The organism is Acinetobacter sp. YH12156 (genome assembly GCF_013418235.1).
GTDB lineage: Bacteria > Pseudomonadota > Gammaproteobacteria > Pseudomonadales > Moraxellaceae > Acinetobacter > Acinetobacter pseudolwoffii.
This window is the reverse complement of sequence record NZ_VPCL01000001.1, coordinates 78688-95481: the sequence shown is the minus strand read 5'-3', so window position 1 is coordinate 95481 and position 16794 is coordinate 78688. Positions and strand designations below refer to the sequence as shown.

Genomic DNA, 16794 nt, shown 5'->3' with positions numbered 1-16794 from the left:
CGAGGTACTGCTGTTTTCCCTTGCGACTTTACGCCTGTTCTTTTGCTTTTCCTCTAAGACTTTGGCATAAAAAAAGGGATGATTTAAATCATCCCTCTCGATAATAGTCTATTTTCAAACCATTATGCACGTTCTAAATAATCACCAGTACGGGTGTCTACACGAACGCTTTCTTCTTGCTGTACGAATAATGGAACACGTACCACAGCACCTGTTTCAAGTTTCGCCGGCTTACCGCCACCGCCAGAAGTATCACCACGAACACCTGGATCAGTTTCAACGATTTTAAGTACTACGAAGTTCGGTGGAGTCACGTTTAAAGGCACGCCATTGAACAACATGATGGTACATTTTTCATTTGAATCGTCTTTTAACCATTTTGCAGCCTCGCTCATCGCTGTTTTATCAGCTGCGATCTGTTCAAAGGTAACAGGATCCATGAAGTTCCACATTTCGCCATCGTTGTACAAGTATTCCATTTCTACTTCAACGATATCAGCCGCTTCTAGGTTCTCGCCTGATTTGAAAGTTTTTTCCAGAACTTTACCTGATTTAAGGTTACGTAATTTTACGCGGTTAAAAGCTTGGCCTTTACCTGGTTTTACGTATTCGTTTTCCATGATTGAACATGGGTTGCCATCAAGCATAACCTTAAGGCCTGACTTGAAATCATTCGTAGAATAATAGGCCATGACTGGCGCACTCCAAACTTACTAACTTTAATCTATCGATGCTAAGGGCTGTTGCAATGTCATTTAGCAAGTCTGACACGAACATTAAGTTGCCACATGCACATTCATTTAATGTTACGTATTCTAAATGAGCAATGGCGCTCGCCGCAATGAAAAATTCCGCTTTCAGCCCTTCACACTGCCTAAGTTACCATCAGGCATGAAAATCCTTTGTTTATTCATGTCTTGCTGGACGCTAAAATGCCATCCGGCTGTCATCATTTTTGACATATAGTCATGACGACAAATTTTATCGCACAGCAGATTATTCTGGTTCTCGACAAACTGTTAAACTGCAACCCTCTGGCCTTGCCCTCCCACTTCTACTGTTAATCTTCCAGCATGACGAATTATTTATATCAAGAACAAAACTGGCAATCACAGCTTAGCGACCTGATTACCGATCCGCACGAACTGCTTGAACTGCTACAACTCGCCCCAGCGCAGCTGCTCTCAGGTGCCATTTTGGCCAGTGAACAGTTCAAATTACGCGTGCCACGTGCTTTTGTCGGCAAAATACAGTCAGGCAATCCTTTAGACCCGCTACTGTTACAAGTCCTGCCGCATCATCTGGAGCTGGAAGATCATCCGGGATTTGTTACCGATCCCTTGGGCGAAGAGCAGGCCAATCAGCAGCCCGGCGTATTACATAAATATAAATCGCGTTTCTTGCTGACGCTGACCGGTGCCTGTGCCGTGCATTGTCGTTACTGTTTCCGCCGGCATTTTCCTTATCAGGACAACCTGCCTAAAAATGAAGACTGGATCAATATCAAGCAATATCTGGAAAGCCAGCCTGATATTAATGAAGTGATTCTGAGCGGTGGTGATCCACTGACCTTATCCAACCGGAAATTGCAACTCTGGATCGAGCGGCTAGAATCTCTACCACAGCTCAAATTTTTAAGAATACATTCACGAGTTCCCATTGTGATCCCTAACCGGGTGGACGAAGAGCTACTTAGCATGTTAAAAAACAGTAGGCTACGTATTATTCTGGTGGTACACTCCAACCATGCATCGGAGCTGGATGACTTCACCTGCAAGCGTTTGAACCAGTTGGTTCAACAACAGATTACTGTGCTGAATCAGGCAGTTTTATTAAAAGGTGTGAATGATTCTGCTCAGGTTTTGACAGATTTAAGCTATCGCTTGTTTGATGCCGGGGTGATGCCGTATTATTTACATGTACTTGATAAAGTAAAAGGTGCACATCATTTTGATTTACCACCTGATGACATTTATGAGATTTATACTGAAGTTTTAGCGAACCTTCCGGGGTATTTGGTTCCTAAACTGGTTCGAGAAATAGCGGGCGAGAACAATAAGACACCGCTTTTTGGGGTTTCAACATTTTTGAGTTAAATAATAAAGATGAGCAAGCATACGTCCGACATTTTTCAGACACCGACGGAACTCACACGGGATCAGCTGAGCTTTTGCCCGACGACTGCCAAAGCTTTGCAAGAGTGGGTTTCCGGTATTTCAATTTTGCAACTGGGAAATTCATCCAAATCCCTGTTTAATGCCTTATTAGAAATTTCTGAGCTGAAATGCACAGAAACCCTGCGCTTTGACCTGATTCAGGTCTTGCATCCGACCCTTGAAAATGTTCTGACCAGTCTGGAAAAGCATTTTGTCAATCAGGGGCTGATTACTTCGGATCGTAACGATCAAATCATTGAACTGGCCATGCTGCTGCGTAGCCATTTTGCCAAAATTTATATTGATATCGTCAAACGCTGTAATCATCAACTGACCCATCAAAAATTTTCCCTGTTTTCTCTGGGTAAAAAGAAAAGCATTCAAACCGCGCGTATGGTGTCGATTTATTATGCTTTGCAACAGCTCAGCCTGCTGTTATATCAACAGCATATGTTATACAGCACACCGGATATGGGGCAATGGTTGGCTGCACATCAACTGCTTGAATGTGCAATCGAAAATAATTTCTACCAAAGCAATATCAATCAGGTTTTAGGCACCCAGCACGAGATCCAGAATATTGCACATGCTTATGCTCAACTGATTTTACTGGATATTTTTAATACCCATCAGATTCGCCCTGCAGAAATTCAGGGGCTGTACCTATGCAGTTTTGACTGGGCCAAACTGGTGCAGATTCTACCGAAAGAAACCACACTGTCCCGCTATGTGGTGGATGCCAGCAAAGATCACCCCCCGATCTTTAATTCGCATCAGGGTGAAAATTTTCAGCCAAGCTTCTATATTTCCACCCAGAATCTGATGGAACATTTGACCCATACTCAAAGCAAAAATGCCCAGTATCTGTCGCGTAATGAAAAACTGTTCCTGACCCCTGCACTACATTTTCATATCTATAATCTGCTCTCGAATAATATCGAACGCCGTCACGAACGTTATGAATATTCAGCCCAGATCAATATCTGCTTTGGCTTGACGGTGGCACATTTTTATCTATCCAAAGGTAAAAACTTTAACGAGACCCTGGAACTTGAGGCCAATTATAATTTCCAGAGTGAAAGCAGTTTTGTCAGCTCAATGGAAAATGCCATTCCAAGTGGTTTTAGCAGCATCAAGGCCCTCGATCGCGAAACCAAACAGATTCATAGTGCTGAAGTTCTGGATATTAGTGTCAATGGTTACCGGATTAAATGGACTGGTATTACCCCTGCCAATCTGAAAACCGGTGAATTTATTCTGGTTCAGGAAAAATCACAGCGTCAGTGGCGTGGTGGTGTGATTCGCTGGATCAAGCAATCGACCGACAAGAGTCTGGAAATTGGTCTGGAAGTTCTGGCTCAGGAATTATTCCCTTGCGCGGCTTATAGCCGTACCGAACGCCATCATGTCAATTATCAGCCTGCACTGCTGGTAAAAATGACGCAACTGGATCAGGTCACGACCAGTGTGATTGTCTCTGGTTCACAGATGTTTAGGGAAAAACAAACCATTCATTTACGCCTCGGTCAGAAAGAATTAAAAATCTATCTGACCAAAGCACAACTGATTACGCAGAGTTTTATCCGTTTTGATTATGAATTATTGAATGATCAAGAAGAAGAAATGATAGAAAACTTTATCGGTCAGCACATGAATGAAAGCAGAAATCATGATTTATGGGAAGCATTGAAGTGAGAAATCCATTATTGTCTAAAAAGTTAAAACGTACCGAAACACGTTTACTGATTATTGATGATAATCAAATTAGATATAACCAAATCCGTGATCTTCTGACCAGCAATGACTATCAGGTCGATGCTGTCCTGCTTGATGATTTGCAATCTTTTGAAAAACAGTTAAATTTTAACTGGGATCTGATTATCTTTGGCCGTGCTTATGATCTGAAATATGAACAGGCCTTAAGTCTGGTGCGTCTTTCCCAGCAGTCTCATCTGCCGATGATTTTGCTTAAACCGGATGACTATCAGGCTGAACACTATGCCCAGTATATTCATAAAGGAATTTATGACATTCTCAATTTTGACTACCTGGAACGCTTTTATGTGGGACTGGTTCGGGCATTGTCATTTAGCCGTGTATCGCAGACCCAGCAACATTTGCTCAATGAACTGGAAGCAGCACAAAGTCAGACACAATCCTTAGTCGAAGATAGTAACCGTGCCATCGCAACCATTCAAGAAGGGATTCATATTCAGGCCAATGCAGACTATCTGAAACTGTTTGGCTTACAAAGTGAAGACGAGATTATTGGCCTGCCGCTGCTAGATCTATTACAACCTTCTGATCTAAACGACTTTAAAACACGTTTCAAAAAGATTTCTCAAGGCCAGGTCGATTTAGGCCGGGTTGAAATCCACTCTCTTAATCCGCGTGTCGCCGCATCTAACCCATTAAAACTGGAATTCTTGCCATCCAGCGCTGAAGAAGATGCACTACAAATTACTATTGATACTCAGGCTCAAGCAGGCAATACCGAGAAGCCGGCCGGAAAACCGAGTACTTTCCAGCTCCTTAAACGTGAAATAACCAAACAGTCCGCACCTGTAAATGCCATAGTAACTTTCTCTTTAAGTTCCTATGAACCAGAAGTTCTACAGTCTGAGTGGACGACGTTTAGTGGATATTTCAAAGCTGTTAAAGAATTCCTCAAAGAACAAACCCATGTTCCATTATTCAAGCTGGAATATGATGTCGTTGTCGGTCTGTTCCAGGCAGATTCCAAAGCAATTCTTGAATCCAAACTGATCGGATTAAATGCACTCAGCAAGCCACAATTAGTGACAGTGGGACAAAATTCGTTCCCGCTCAATTTACGCATGGGTTATGTGGTTCTGGAACAGGGTTTAAATGATGAAGCGCACTGCAATGAACTGATTGCACGAGCCTTCTCTACGTCTTTACCTCAAGCAGAAGTAGCACCTGAATTTGTACTAGATATTCCTGCTTCACTGAGCAACCAGCCATCTCTAGAAATGCCGCAGATCGATTTTAGTGTGGCTGAAACACCAATCGAAAGCCCAACAGTTGCGGCGATCAGTCCAGCAGTCAGCTCTATTCCTGCGGCGACACCTCATATCCTGAAAGCTTTGAGTGAATGTCTGGATCGTGGTGAAATCCATTTAAAATATCAGCAGTTGTATGATAAAGAAGATACCCGCCTTTATACTTATGAAGTGACCAGCGGCTTCATTTATGAGAATAAATGGCAGGATATTTCTACACTCCTTGAACTGCATGAAGATGATGAGCTGTCGATTAAACTGGATCGCTGGATTCTGGTTGAAGCCAGTAAACAGTTGCACAACTTTATTACCCAGTATCCGGATGCGACCTTAATCGTGAATTTGAACCGTGCGGTACTCTTTAAAGACCGTAGCTTCCCGGAATTTATTTCCAAGCTGATTACGATTATTCGCAGCAAAGTCCGACATCCGCTGATCCTGCAATTCTCTGAAGAAGATATTCTGCTGAATCAACAGGATGCGCAGAAATATCTACGTGTTCTGCATGAACATGGCGCGCTGATTGCGCTGCGTGATTTTGGTCAATCGATGTATGGTCCGAATTTGCTGCGTGAGCTGGAAATAGATGGTGTCAGCTTGCATTCCAGCTTGACCCAGATGCTGAATAACGAGACTGGAGTCGAGCAGCTGCAGGAAAAAATCACCAGCTATAATGATATCAAACCGCTGAATATTCTGGTCCGCGAATTAAATGATATGACCCTGTTCGCCAATGCCTGGAATGTTGATGCCCGCTTTATTCAAGGGGATTATTTCCAGAAAAAACTCGATCACCTGATTGATGTACAAGAGCATTAAATAGTTATATGCCTGCCATGCGGTTATTTTCCAAATGGCAGGCACAAAAAAACGGGCTTGAGGCCCGTTTTTTCATTTTGGGTATTAACGTTTAACAGAACGTGACATACCAGCAAAACGTTGTTTGAACTTGTCGATACGACCGCCAGTGTCAACGTTCTTTTGCTTACCAGTGTAGAATGGGTGGCAAGCTGAACATACGTCTAGGTAAAGTGTTTCTTTACCAGCAGCTGAACGAGTTTCGATTACGTTACCACATGAACAAGTCGCAACTAAAGTTTCATATTTTGGGTGAATATCGGCGCGCATGGTCGATTACTCCATTAGATTCAAGAAGGTTTAGCTGTCATCGCTATTGATCACTCTCAAATGAGGAAGCAGGAACAAAGTTCATGCAGATCAACACCACAACAGACCATTCTTTTGGCCCACCGAGACGGATACCGTCAGAGCTAAGCACAACAAGTGGGCATTATTATACGTGAAATGAATTTAATATGCGAATTATTCTTCTGCTTCTAACTCAGCCTCTTTGGCCCACACATTGGCAATAATCCCGCAAACCATCAATTGAATCTGATGAAAAATCATGATCGGCAAGACAATCATGCCCAGTGGCTGGCCAATAAATAGAATTTGTGCCATCGGCACGCCACTGGCCAGGGTTTTTTTAGAACCGCAGAAAAATACCGTTTTCTGGTCAGCGCGACTAAAACCCAGCCAGCGTGGGATATACAGCGACAACAGCATCACCAGGGTCAAAAGCACCGAACAGGCTAGCAATAACAGCAATAATGTACTGAGACTGACTTCATTCCAAAGTCCCGCTACTACGGCGCTACTAAAAGCACCATAGACCACCAGTAAAATTGAGCCTTGATCGAAGACCTTGACGATTTTTGGCATTTTCATCATTTTTGGATAAATCCAGGGACGTAAAATTTGCCCCAAGATAAAAGGTACCAATAACAACAGCGTAATCTGGATAATCGAAGCGGTTGGGTCAAACCCGTGCTCAGATTGACCTAAAATGAAAAATGTGACCAATACCGGGGTGATAAACATGCCGATAATATTGGAAAAAGATGCACTACAGACAGCACCGGCCACATTCCCATGTGCGACGGAAGTAAAAGCAATCGAAGACTGAACGGTGGATGGCAGGAAGCACATAAACAGGAAGCCCCAGTACAGCTCCTGCCCGAGCATTGGCAATAAAATCGGCTTGGCCAGCAAACCTAGAATAGGAAACAAGGCAAAAGTCAGTGCAAAGACCAAAGTATGTAATTTCCAGTGCATGATCCCCTCCATCACCGCTTCGCGGGACAGCTTGGCACCGTGCAGGAAAAATAGAATGGCAATCGCACCTGTCGTGATCCAGCCAAAAACTTCAGCGGCCTGTCCGGAGACAGGCACTACACTGGCCAACAGCACCATGACAAATAGCAATATCGTAAAGCGGTCCAATGCCAACAATTTAAGCATCTGCTGTTCTTCCCTTAAAGTTTTATTGTTCGATAAAAAAATGCCCGGCTATCTTAACAGATGCCGGGCCCATGCTATGCACTCAGGTTGATGTAATATTTTCATCTATACGTGAATACATTTCATCTATCACGCTACATCCCACTTAGTTATTACGCGCATCCTGATCTTGCTGGATCAGCTCGATTTTATAGCCATCTGGGTCTTCTACAAATGCAATGACAGTCACACCGCCTTTCATTGGACCAGCTTCACGCACGACATTACCACCACGTGCCTTGATCTCTTCACATGCCTTATAAGCATCATCGACTGCAATCGCGATATGACCATAGGCATTGCCCAGCTCATAGCTGTCTGTATCCCAGTTATGCGTCAATTCAAGTACGGTGTGATTTTCTTCATCGCCATAACCGACAAAAGCCAGGGTAAAACGGCCCTCTTCGTAATCACGTTTACGAAGCAAAGTCATGCCAAGTACTTCAGTATAGAACTTGAGCGATTGTTCTAAATTGCCTACACGTAACATGGTATGCAGCATGCGCATATTAATCATCCTTCTGTACAGATTGTTGTTGGTGTTCACCGAGCAGTTTTGCGACCCAAACCACCAGAATCAGGATCGGAATCCCAATTAACGTGGTCATGAGGAAGAATTTCGGATAACCAATATTGGTCACTATAGTACCCGAATATCCGCCTAAAATCTTGGGAGTCAGGGTCATGAGTGAGCTAAAAATCGCATATTGAACTGCGGTAAATGACACACTGGTCAGGCTCGACAAGAATGCAATAAATGCAGCACCCGCAAGTCCGGCAGCCAGATTATCGACAATAATGGCAAAATAAAGCCACTTGTCGCTATAAGGTTTGATGACCTTACCACTGACTTCGATCATGTCGGAACTACTGCCATCTATCACCGCCAAAGGCTGAATATCGACATCCAGATTCTGGCCAGGGATGAGCTGATCATTGACCTGATAAACATGTGTGGTTTGCTGAAGCGCCTGGCTATCTTGCATCAGGACTGCACTGACAATATGTGCGGGTGACTGAATCAGTTGCTGCGCAGGAATCGCGGCAGTAAATACGCCTTCACTTTCTAATTTTGCCTCAAGATTCTGATCATTGATTTGTAAAACAATCTTTTGATTCGGTTGCAGCGCTGCACCGACATATTGACCACGTACCACAATGGTCTTGTCCTGTTCAGCGACATTGAGGGTATTGTCACTGGTGATCGGCAGAATCTGTAACTGGGTGCTGCCCTGTTGTGCAGTCAAATACGGCATGCTGACCTGTACAGGCTGAGTAGCATGATCTGAATTTAGATAGCTGGCTGTCACTTGCAGTTGCTTACTCTGCGCTAAAACATCACTGGGTACATTCAGCTTCCAGTAACCGACTTCATCGGTATCGGCCTGATAAACCTGATTAGCGACCCTAACTTCGACAGCTGCCAGTTTTTCACCGGATTTGACCAGCCCAATAAAAATCAGGTTGGTGGAACAGGCCAGCACGGCACCGACAAACATCAGTTTCATGATGTTCATTTTCTGGGCCAGTAAACCACCGAGAAAACCACCAATTAAAGAGAAAATCACCCCATAGACTTTGACCGCTTCGGCAATCTGCTCTTTACTGAAATTCAGGTCTTGATAGAAGACGTTGGAAATGACCCCGGCAATGATATCGGAAACCCGATAAAAACCGATCAATAACAACAGCACCAATGCCAGTTTTAAGCCATAGCGCCTAAAGAAGTCTGCAACCGGATTAACCCAGGTTTCATAGGCCATCTGCTTGTTGACTGCACCCATTTTCACCAAGCTTGCGCCAATGGCAAAGGCGACCGCACCAGAACCAATAAAGCGTAAGGCTTCAAAGCAGAACAAGGCAAAAGTATCTTGAATGGTGAACTGTTCGGTAATACTGGCGACCAGATTGCCTGAATAGATATAGCTCAGTACAAAGCTGATCACTGCGACAAAAAACACTGCGACTAAACGGAAATAATCACTGCGCAGATAATGTTTAGACACACGGTCAACCTGCGGTTCCCGAATGCAAAGCGTGGTGACAATTCCGACCAGCATTACCGCGGCCATGGCCAGATAGGTCCATTTCCAGGCATCATAGATATAGTTGCCTTTGGCTGTGCCCAAATAAGCGGCCAGAAACAAGGCGCCAGCACCCGCCACGATCATTCCGATCCGGTAACCGGCATTATAGGTCGCGGCCAAGACGGTCTGCATCTGGGTTTCCGCCAGTTCAATCCGGTAGGCATCAATCACAATATCCTGCGTTGCAGCAGAAAAGCCAAGCAGGACTGCACCCAGCGCCATTTGCTGTAAATGAGTTACGCCCAAAGCCGGATCAGAAAAAGCCATAATGGAAATGGCGCAGACAATCAGAATCTGTGCAATCAGCAACCAGGCTCGACGGCGTCCCAGAGCCTTGGTCAGAAAAGGCACTGGCAGTTCATCAATGAGCGGCGCCCAGACGAATTTAAACGAGTAGCCCAATGCTGCCCAGCTAAAAAAAGTGACTGCACTTTTGCTGATTCCGGCCTCACCTAACCATAAAGACAGACTGGAAAAAATCAGAAGAATCGGGACACCGGCCGAAAATCCCAAGAACAGCATGATCAAGGCACGTCGATCTAAAAATGCTGTAAATGCGGATTTCCAACCCGTCGTTTGTGTTGTCATTGCTTTATTATTTTCCGCGGAAAAACCAATTGCTGCTATTCAATCCTGTAATAGCGCATCTTTCAACAAGATTTATATATTTATCACATTTCCGGTTTTTTATTTTCTGGCAAAAGCCACATGTTCGCTTGAATTTTCCAAGCAAATCTGTATACCTTAACGCTTATCAACGTAATATTTCGTTTTGGATTTCAACAGTGACCCAGAGACTCGATCAAATTAATTCTTCTATCGCCAGCAACAATACGACAACACCAGAAAATATCCGCTCAGATTTACTTATCTCGGCATTTGAACAAAGCGAAATTCACAACACCCTTGAGCATACCCGCTTAAAATCCACCCAACTGACGCACATTCCAAACCTAGAAAAAATTCCGGCGTCGACCAAACGGATCAAGCCCCTGAATAATTTCTTGGGGCAAGACCGCGCACGGGCTTCGGTAGAGGCCGGGATTGCCTTACCTTATTCAGGCTATAATATTTTTGCCGTGGGTACGGCTGGCCTGGGCAAGCGCACCATGGTGAAGCGCCTGCTGCAACAGCATGCCAAAACCATGGAAACACCCAATGATTGGGTTTATGTCAACAACTTTCAAAACCAGCGCCAACCAATAGCTTTGGAGCTGCCTGCCGGTCAGGGTCCAAAATTTCAGGCCATGTTAAACCAAAGCTGGCAAACCATTCTGAAACAGCTTGAACGCCGTTTTACCGCGGAAACCTATCACAACCGCATTGAAATGATTCGCCAGGAAACTGGCGATGAACAGCAACAGGCGCTGATCGAACTCACCAAAGAAGGTGCAGAACTCGATCTGAAACTGATCTCGCGACACGATGAACACTGCTTTGTTCCCGTACATCTGATTGATGACAAATTACAGGAAATGACTCAGGAAGATCTGAATGCGCTGAGCAATCAGGATCGGGCCGAATTGGCAACCAATATGCGCTATATGGACAAAAAACTGGAGCGTCTGGGTTTGCATCTGGGTGATCTGGAAGATGATGCACGCGACCGTGTTCAGATTCTGAATCGTGATATTGCCAAACAGGTGGTGGTGCCACGTGTAGAACAGATTCTCTCCAAGTTCAAACATGTGCAAGGCTTGGAACATTATCTAAAATATTATGCCGAAGATATTATCAATAATGTCGAAATCGTGCTGGAACAGGAAGAGGATGATTTCACCCCGGCACTATTCAGCCGCGTACCGGCACGTTATCAGGCCAACGTGATTATTACCCACAAGCCGAATAGCGGTGCGCCAGTCATCTTTGAAGATTTTCCAACACATTACAATTTACTTGGTCATGTGGAACAGCTAACCCAAAATGGCACGATCACCACGGACTTCACCCTGATTCGTCCCGGAACGTTGCATAAAGCCAATGGCGGCTTTCTGATGCTGGAAGCGGAACAATTGCTGGAACAGCCTTATGCATGGCAAGGCTTGAAGCGTGCGCTTAAATCCGGACATTTAAAACTGTCTTCACTTGAGCATATGATCACGCTAACCGGCAGTATTTCAATTGAACCGGCATCGATTCCATTGAACATTAAAGTGATCTTGCTGGCCGAGCCTGAAATTTATTATGAAATTCTAGAGCTTGAACCGGAGCTGGGCAGCATCTTTAAAATCCGTGCTGATTTTACCGATACATTACAACGTAATGACGACAACGAGCAGGCCTATATGCAGCTGATTGCCGACTATGTGCAATCGGATAAATTATTGCCTTTTGACCGTTCTGCTTTGGCTGCACTGCTCACAGATTCCAGCCGTCAGGCCGAAGACCAAAGTTCATTATCATTACATGCCCTGACGCTGGGTGACCTGATTCGTGAAGCGCATCATCATGCCTTTCAGGCCGGTGACAAGATGGTCTCGGAAAAGCATATCAATACTGCACTCGATCATCGTAAATATCGCTTAGGCTATTTACGTGAGTTGTACTGGCAGGATCTGACCCGTGGTACACAGCTGATCGAAACCCGTGGCCATCGTCTGGGACAGATTAATGCTTTGTCGGTAATTCATTATGCCGATGTCGAATTTGGCCTTCCTTCACGCCTGACTGCTTCGGTGTATCAAGGGGGTGGTGACATTCTCGACATTGAGCGCAGTGTGGAACTCGGTGGCTCCTTGCATGCCAAAGGCGTGTTATTGATGTCGTCTTTCCTGAAAGCACATTTTGGTCGTGAACAGACCCTGCACTTCTCTGCTGCGCTGGCCTTTGAACAAAGCTATGGTCAGGTCGATGGTGACAGTGCCACAGTCGCAGAACTGTCTGCCCTGCTCTCTGCGATTAGCCAGTTACCGATTGATCAATCCTGGGCCATTACCGGCTCTATGAACCAGTTGGGACAAGTACAGCCAGTGGGCGGTGTCAATGCCAAAATTGAAGGTTTCTTTGATGCCTGCAAGCTGCAAGGTCTGACCGGCAAACAAGGCGTGATTATTCCACGTCAGAATATGCAGCATCTGATGCTGCGTAAAGATGTCACCATTGCTGTCGAAGAAGGTCAGTTCCATATTCATGCGATTGATACCATTGATCAGGCGCTGGAAATCCTGATGGCGCGTCCGGTCGGCACCTTGGATAAAAAAGGTCGCTATAGCAAAAATTCAATCTATGCCGCGGTGATGGCACAGCTGGATTACTGGCAAGCGATTGAAGATGGTGGTGAGCTGGTCGAATTACCGAAGAAAAAGAAAAAAAAGAAGAAGAAAAAAGACAAGAAGCAAATTGTTGAGCCACACACTGAACTTGAAGCAGGTCATGCAATAGCTCAAAAGCCAAATGCAGCAACAGAAGATTAATCCGGTCGTTGCTCTATCTTTAAAATAGCAATAAAAAAGCGCTTCTCAATGAAGCGCTTTTTTAACATCTGGCTTGATTTAAATCTTAATTTAATTAAGCATCAGCCGCCGGGCTGTACTGTTCAACCAAAGGCTTTAATTCGCCTTTTTGGAACATGTCGAGCATGATATCGCTCCCACCGATCAATTCACCATTGATCCAAAGCTGTGGAAATGTCGGCCAGTTGGCGATTTGTGGTAACATCGCACGAATGTCCTGATTTTCCAGAATGTTTACATAAGCAAACGGACGACCAATCTGACTGAGTGCTTCTACTGCACGTGCAGAAAAACCACATTGTGGAAATTGCGGTGTGCCTTTCATATAAAGAAGTACTGCATGTTTAGCAATTTGGTCACGAATTAACGCTTCGGTATCGCGTGCTTGTTCAGTCATTGATAAATCCTCAACTCATCTGTCTGGCATTATACCCAAATCCAGACAAAACAGTATGTCTAAAGCAATAATTCCAATTTTATTTACAATTACCCTTTAAATCTGAGCGGGTTTTTGCTTATATAAGTTTTTCTTTCCACCTAACAGTTAAGAGTTAGTCATGAATAATATTACCCTCGCACCGGTACAAACTGATCAACCTTCTCACTTGATGCCTGTATTTGGCCGTCAACCGATCAGCTTTGTCCGAGGACGAGGTGCATATCTTTATACCGAAGATGGTACAGAGTATTTAGATGCATTAACCGGAATTGCAGTATGTGGTCTGGGTCATGCGCATCCAGTCATTGCCGAAGCAATTGCTGATCAGGCTGCGACCTTGATTCATACCAGCAACCTGTTTGAAGTGCCTTGGCAAACTGCGGCAGCACAAAAACTGGCCGAAGTCGCGGGTATGGAAGAAGTATTCTTCTCCAACAGTGGCGCAGAATCAAATGAAGGTGCAATCAAAATTGCACGTAAATTCGGTCATATGCAAGGCATTGCTTCACCCAAAATTATTGTGGCGGATCGTTCTTTCCATGGCCGTACCATGGCCACCCTTTCTGCAACAGGCAATAAAAAAGTTCAGGAAGGCTTTGGCCCGCTGGTCGAAGGTTTTATTCGTGTACCTTTTGGTGATCTCGAAGCGATTGAAGAGGCAGCGCTTCATCATCCGGATATCGTAGCCATTTTAGTTGAGCCCATTCAGGGTGAAGGTGGTGTAAATACCGCACCTCAAGGTTTCAGCTATCTCGAAGAGATTCGTCAAATCTGTAACCAGCACAACTGGTTGATGATGCTAGATGAAGTGCAAACCGGGAATGGCCGTACGGGCAAATATTTTGCTTATCAGCACACCAGCATTATTCCTGATGTACTGACCACAGCCAAAGGCTTGGGTAATGGTTTCCCGATTGGTGCCGTCATGACTCAAGGTCGTGGTGTAGGTGTATTAACTGCCGGTAATCATGGTTCGACTTATAGTGGTACAGCTTTGGGTTCACGTGTGGTCTACACCATTCTCGATATTATGCAAAAAGAAAATATCGTAGCCAATGCTGCGGAAAAAGGCGCTTATATCGTGGATCAGCTACGCAACAAACTGGCCGATCAAAATGTGAGCGTGCGTGGTTTCGGTCTGATGATCGGAATTGAATTACCGAAAGAATGTACTGAGCTGGTCGCAATTGCACGTGATGAATACAAAACCATCATCAATGTGACTGCCGGTAATGTGGTTCGCCTGTTGCCTACCCTGAACATTACTCAGGAACAGGCTGATCAGCTGATTGAGCGTTTAGTGAAAATGATCAACGCTTTTTTGGCCTAAACCCTGCGCTTAAAAACAAAAAAGCCGCTTGAAAGCGGCTTTTTTATATTCTGTATCTTATGATGCGGCTTGTAAAATACGCCCACCAGAAATCTGGTCAAAATATTGTTTCAATGTATCTAGGCAACGAAGAATTTTTGTCGGTTGTTGCTCACGTTTCGGCATGACTGCATATAGTGTAATCGGTGGAAGTCGCCATTCAGGCAAAACTTCAACCAAAGTGCCATTCAGTAAGTCTTTTTTCGCATCGAGATATAAAATCTTGGCAATCCCATTGCCCTGCAAGCACATCGATTTTGCCACCAGACCATTATTGGTACTGAAACGGGATTTCAATTCAAAATCGGCTTTTTCTGCAGTATTGACATTTTGAAACTGGAAATACTGATGATTTTTGATATGGGTCAAAGGCAGCACATCATGATTTTTAAGATCATCAGGACGTGAAATAATGGTGCTCTGATTAATATAACTCGGTGTCGCCACCAGAATTTGCTCAATCTGCATCAATGGCACCACCTGAAGATTGTGCTCATCATTTTTCTGTTCAAATCTTAAGGCGATATCGATACGCCCATCGAACAAATCAACCTCATGATTATTGGTTTCCAGATGTACTGCCAGGCCACGATGTGCGGACATCCAGTGAGAAAGTGCAGGAATCACATGATTCGCGCACAATTCTGGCAAAGCGACAATGCGCAGTTCACCCACAAGATCATCGCGTAATTCATTGATTCGGACTTTACCGCGCTCTGCAGCAGATAGCATTTCCTGGCAACTGTAGAAAAAAGCTTGTCCCGCTTCCGTCAAACTTAACTTTCTCGTTGAACGATTTAAAAGTACCACTTCCATATCATGTTCTAATGAGCGAATTTGTTGACTCACGGCGCTGGTCGTAATCCCTAATTCACGGGCAGCACCGCTAAACGAGTTTTTTTCTACAACACAAGCAAAAACACCCATTGCTCGAAGTTGATCTAACATAAATTTCCCTCTAAACTTATGAGATGCCTCATCATTTGATAAAAGCAACTTATTGTATTATACGGCGAAATTCACGTTTTGCATTATTTATTTAATTGTTTGGTAAAACTGTAGTTGGATTAATCGGTTTGCCGTCTAAGCGCACCTGAAATTCAAGCATGGTTCGCGTTGTACCAGTTGAACCCATTTCTGCAATTTTTTGCCCCGCTTTTACATTCTGTCCGCTTTTTACATCCAGTTTGCTGTTATGGGCATAAGCCGTAATATAGCCATTAATATGCTTCACCAACACCAGATTGCCATATTCTTTCAGGCCATCTGCAGCATAAACAACCTGCCCGTCTGCTGCTGCAAACACCGGATCACCGACATTGCCGTTATAGCGTGTGCCTTTGATATTAGATGCCAGATTATACTGCTGCAAAACTGGGCCATTAGACGGTTTTACCCAACCTAAACCCGCGGCAGTAGAGACGGGTGTCATTGGCGCCGGCGTGCTCACACGCGGTGTAGTCTGCACGGTGGTCGCTGGTGTAACTGGTGCCGGTGTTGGTACTGCAATCGTTTGACGCTGGATAGGAGCTGCCTGAGTCACTGCCTGCGTGCTGGTACTGCGACGTACGGTATTATTTTTCAGGCGGATCGACTGTCCCACATAAATCCGGTAAGGTGCAGCAATATCATTCATCTCGGCAACACTGATATAGTTCAGTCCATAACGTGCTGCGATCCCACTCAATGTATCTCCTGAACGTACCGTATAGAAATCAGGAGCTGTCGCATAACGCGTCGCATTATTTACTTGAGGTTTGGTTGCACAACCGGTGATTACTCCTGTAGAAATAACAACGGTTGATAAAACTAGGGTTTTAATCAGGGCTGCAGGCGAAGCAACAACACATTTCGGTAACACCAAGAACATTATCTTCCTCTCTAAGATCTATACGGTTGCAAAATCCCGTTAAGATTAGCAAAGT

General features: G+C 44.5%; 13 protein-coding genes. 5 read left to right on the top strand and 8 right to left on the bottom strand.

From position 1 onward, the window contains the following. Positions 1 to 122: 122 nt before the first annotated feature. Positions 123 to 692, bottom strand: coding sequence for an elongation factor P (gene efp, locus FTU87_RS00470; RefSeq protein WP_005096501.1), 570 nt, complete (start codon positions 690 to 692; stop codon positions 123 to 125). 381 nt (positions 693 to 1073) lie between these two features. Here efp and epmB point away from each other — a divergent pair, with 381 nt between their 5' ends. Genes epmB through FTU87_RS00455 form a run of 3 tightly spaced genes read left to right on the top strand, consistent with a single transcriptional unit; the run spans position 1074 to position 5998 of the window. Further along, positions 1074 to 2096, top strand: a complete 1023-nt coding sequence (gene epmB / locus FTU87_RS00465; protein WP_005171645.1) for an EF-P beta-lysylation protein EpmB — start codon at positions 1074 to 1076, stop codon at positions 2094 to 2096. Between the two features lie 9 nt (positions 2097 to 2105). Continuing rightward, the gene (locus tag FTU87_RS00460; protein WP_180000251.1) at positions 2106 to 3851 is read left to right on the top strand and encodes a GTPase; all 1746 of its coding nucleotides are present in this window, start codon (positions 2106 to 2108) and stop codon (positions 3849 to 3851) included. Next, positions 3833 to 5998, top strand: coding sequence for an EAL domain-containing protein (locus FTU87_RS00455; RefSeq protein WP_180096471.1), 2166 nt, complete (start codon positions 3833 to 3835; stop codon positions 5996 to 5998). The genes FTU87_RS00460 and FTU87_RS00455 overlap by 19 nt, the downstream gene beginning before the upstream one ends. Positions 5999 to 6082: 84 nt before the next feature. Here the strand turns inward: FTU87_RS00455 and rpmE are convergent, their stop codons facing one another. From rpmE to FTU87_RS00435, 4 genes are all read right to left on the bottom strand, one after another. Then, positions 6083 to 6307, bottom strand: coding sequence for a 50S ribosomal protein L31 (rpmE, locus tag FTU87_RS00450; RefSeq protein WP_005096496.1), 225 nt, complete (start codon positions 6305 to 6307; stop codon positions 6083 to 6085). A gap of 195 nt (positions 6308 to 6502) precedes the next feature. After that, entirely contained in the window at positions 6503 to 7483 is a 981-nt protein-coding gene (locus FTU87_RS00445) for a bile acid:sodium symporter family protein (RefSeq protein ID WP_180096470.1), read from the bottom strand. Positions 7484 to 7628: 145 nt separating this feature from the next. Next, the gene (gloA, locus tag FTU87_RS00440; protein ID WP_005096493.1) at positions 7629 to 8030 is read right to left on the bottom strand and encodes a lactoylglutathione lyase; all 402 of its coding nucleotides are present in this window, start codon (positions 8028 to 8030) and stop codon (positions 7629 to 7631) included. Between the two features lies 1 nt (position 8031). Next, the gene (locus FTU87_RS00435; protein ID WP_180096469.1) at positions 8032 to 10197 is read right to left on the bottom strand and encodes an MFS transporter; all 2166 of its coding nucleotides are present in this window, start codon (positions 10195 to 10197) and stop codon (positions 8032 to 8034) included. Positions 10198 to 10394: 197 nt separating this feature from the next. Here FTU87_RS00435 and FTU87_RS00430 point away from each other — a divergent pair, with 197 nt between their 5' ends. Beyond that, entirely contained in the window at positions 10395 to 13022 is a 2628-nt protein-coding gene (locus tag FTU87_RS00430; RefSeq protein WP_180039410.1) for an ATP-binding protein, read from the top strand. Positions 13023 to 13116: 94 nt separating this feature from the next. On the opposite strand, the gene grxD is transcribed toward FTU87_RS00430, so the two are convergent. Then, entirely contained in the window at positions 13117 to 13458 is a 342-nt protein-coding gene (grxD, locus tag FTU87_RS00425) for a Grx4 family monothiol glutaredoxin (protein WP_004279738.1), read from the bottom strand. A gap of 160 nt (positions 13459 to 13618) precedes the next feature. Between grxD and FTU87_RS00420 the strand changes: the two genes are divergently transcribed. Then, positions 13619 to 14830: an aspartate aminotransferase family protein gene (locus FTU87_RS00420; RefSeq protein WP_005171669.1), complete on the top strand. Its 1212-nt coding sequence runs from the start codon at positions 13619 to 13621 to the stop codon at positions 14828 to 14830. 57 nt (positions 14831 to 14887) lie between these two features. Here the strand turns inward: FTU87_RS00420 and FTU87_RS00415 are convergent, their stop codons facing one another. Continuing rightward, positions 14888 to 15817: a LysR family transcriptional regulator gene (locus tag FTU87_RS00415; RefSeq protein ID WP_005096486.1), complete on the bottom strand. Its 930-nt coding sequence runs from the start codon at positions 15815 to 15817 to the stop codon at positions 14888 to 14890. A 91-nt stretch (positions 15818 to 15908) separates the two neighbouring features. Then, positions 15909 to 16739 carry a peptidoglycan DD-metalloendopeptidase family protein gene (locus tag FTU87_RS00410; RefSeq protein ID WP_005171673.1) on the bottom strand — a complete coding sequence of 277 codons (831 nt, stop codon included), beginning with the start codon at positions 16737 to 16739 and terminating at the stop codon, positions 15909 to 15911. Positions 16740 to 16794: the final 55 nt, after the last annotated feature.

Coding starts and splice junctions, on each gene's coding strand:
- efp (WP_005096501.1), bottom strand. CDS start 692: ATGGCCTATTATTCTACGAATGATTTCAAGTCAGGCCTTAAGGTTATG.
- epmB (WP_005171645.1), top strand. CDS start 1,074: ATGACGAATTATTTATATCAAGAACAAAACTGGCAATCACAGCTTAGC.
- FTU87_RS00460 (WP_180000251.1), top strand. CDS start 2,106: ATGAGCAAGCATACGTCCGACATTTTTCAGACACCGACGGAACTCACA.
- FTU87_RS00455 (WP_180096471.1), top strand. CDS start 3,833: ATGGGAAGCATTGAAGTGAGAAATCCATTATTGTCTAAAAAGTTAAAA.
- rpmE (WP_005096496.1), bottom strand. CDS start 6,307: ATGCGCGCCGATATTCACCCAAAATATGAAACTTTAGTTGCGACTTGT.
- FTU87_RS00445 (WP_180096470.1), bottom strand. CDS start 7,483: ATGCTTAAATTGTTGGCATTGGACCGCTTTACGATATTGCTATTTGTC.
- gloA (WP_005096493.1), bottom strand. CDS start 8,030: ATGCGCATGCTGCATACCATGTTACGTGTAGGCAATTTAGAACAATCG.
- FTU87_RS00435 (WP_180096469.1), bottom strand. CDS start 10,197: ATGACAACACAAACGACGGGTTGGAAATCCGCATTTACAGCATTTTTA.
- grxD (WP_004279738.1), bottom strand. CDS start 13,458: ATGACTGAACAAGCACGCGATACCGAAGCGTTAATTCGTGACCAAATT.
- FTU87_RS00420 (WP_005171669.1), top strand. CDS start 13,619: ATGAATAATATTACCCTCGCACCGGTACAAACTGATCAACCTTCTCAC.
- FTU87_RS00415 (WP_005096486.1), bottom strand. CDS start 15,817: ATGTTAGATCAACTTCGAGCAATGGGTGTTTTTGCTTGTGTTGTAGAA.
- FTU87_RS00410 (WP_005171673.1), bottom strand. CDS start 16,739: ATGTTCTTGGTGTTACCGAAATGTGTTGTTGCTTCGCCTGCAGCCCTG.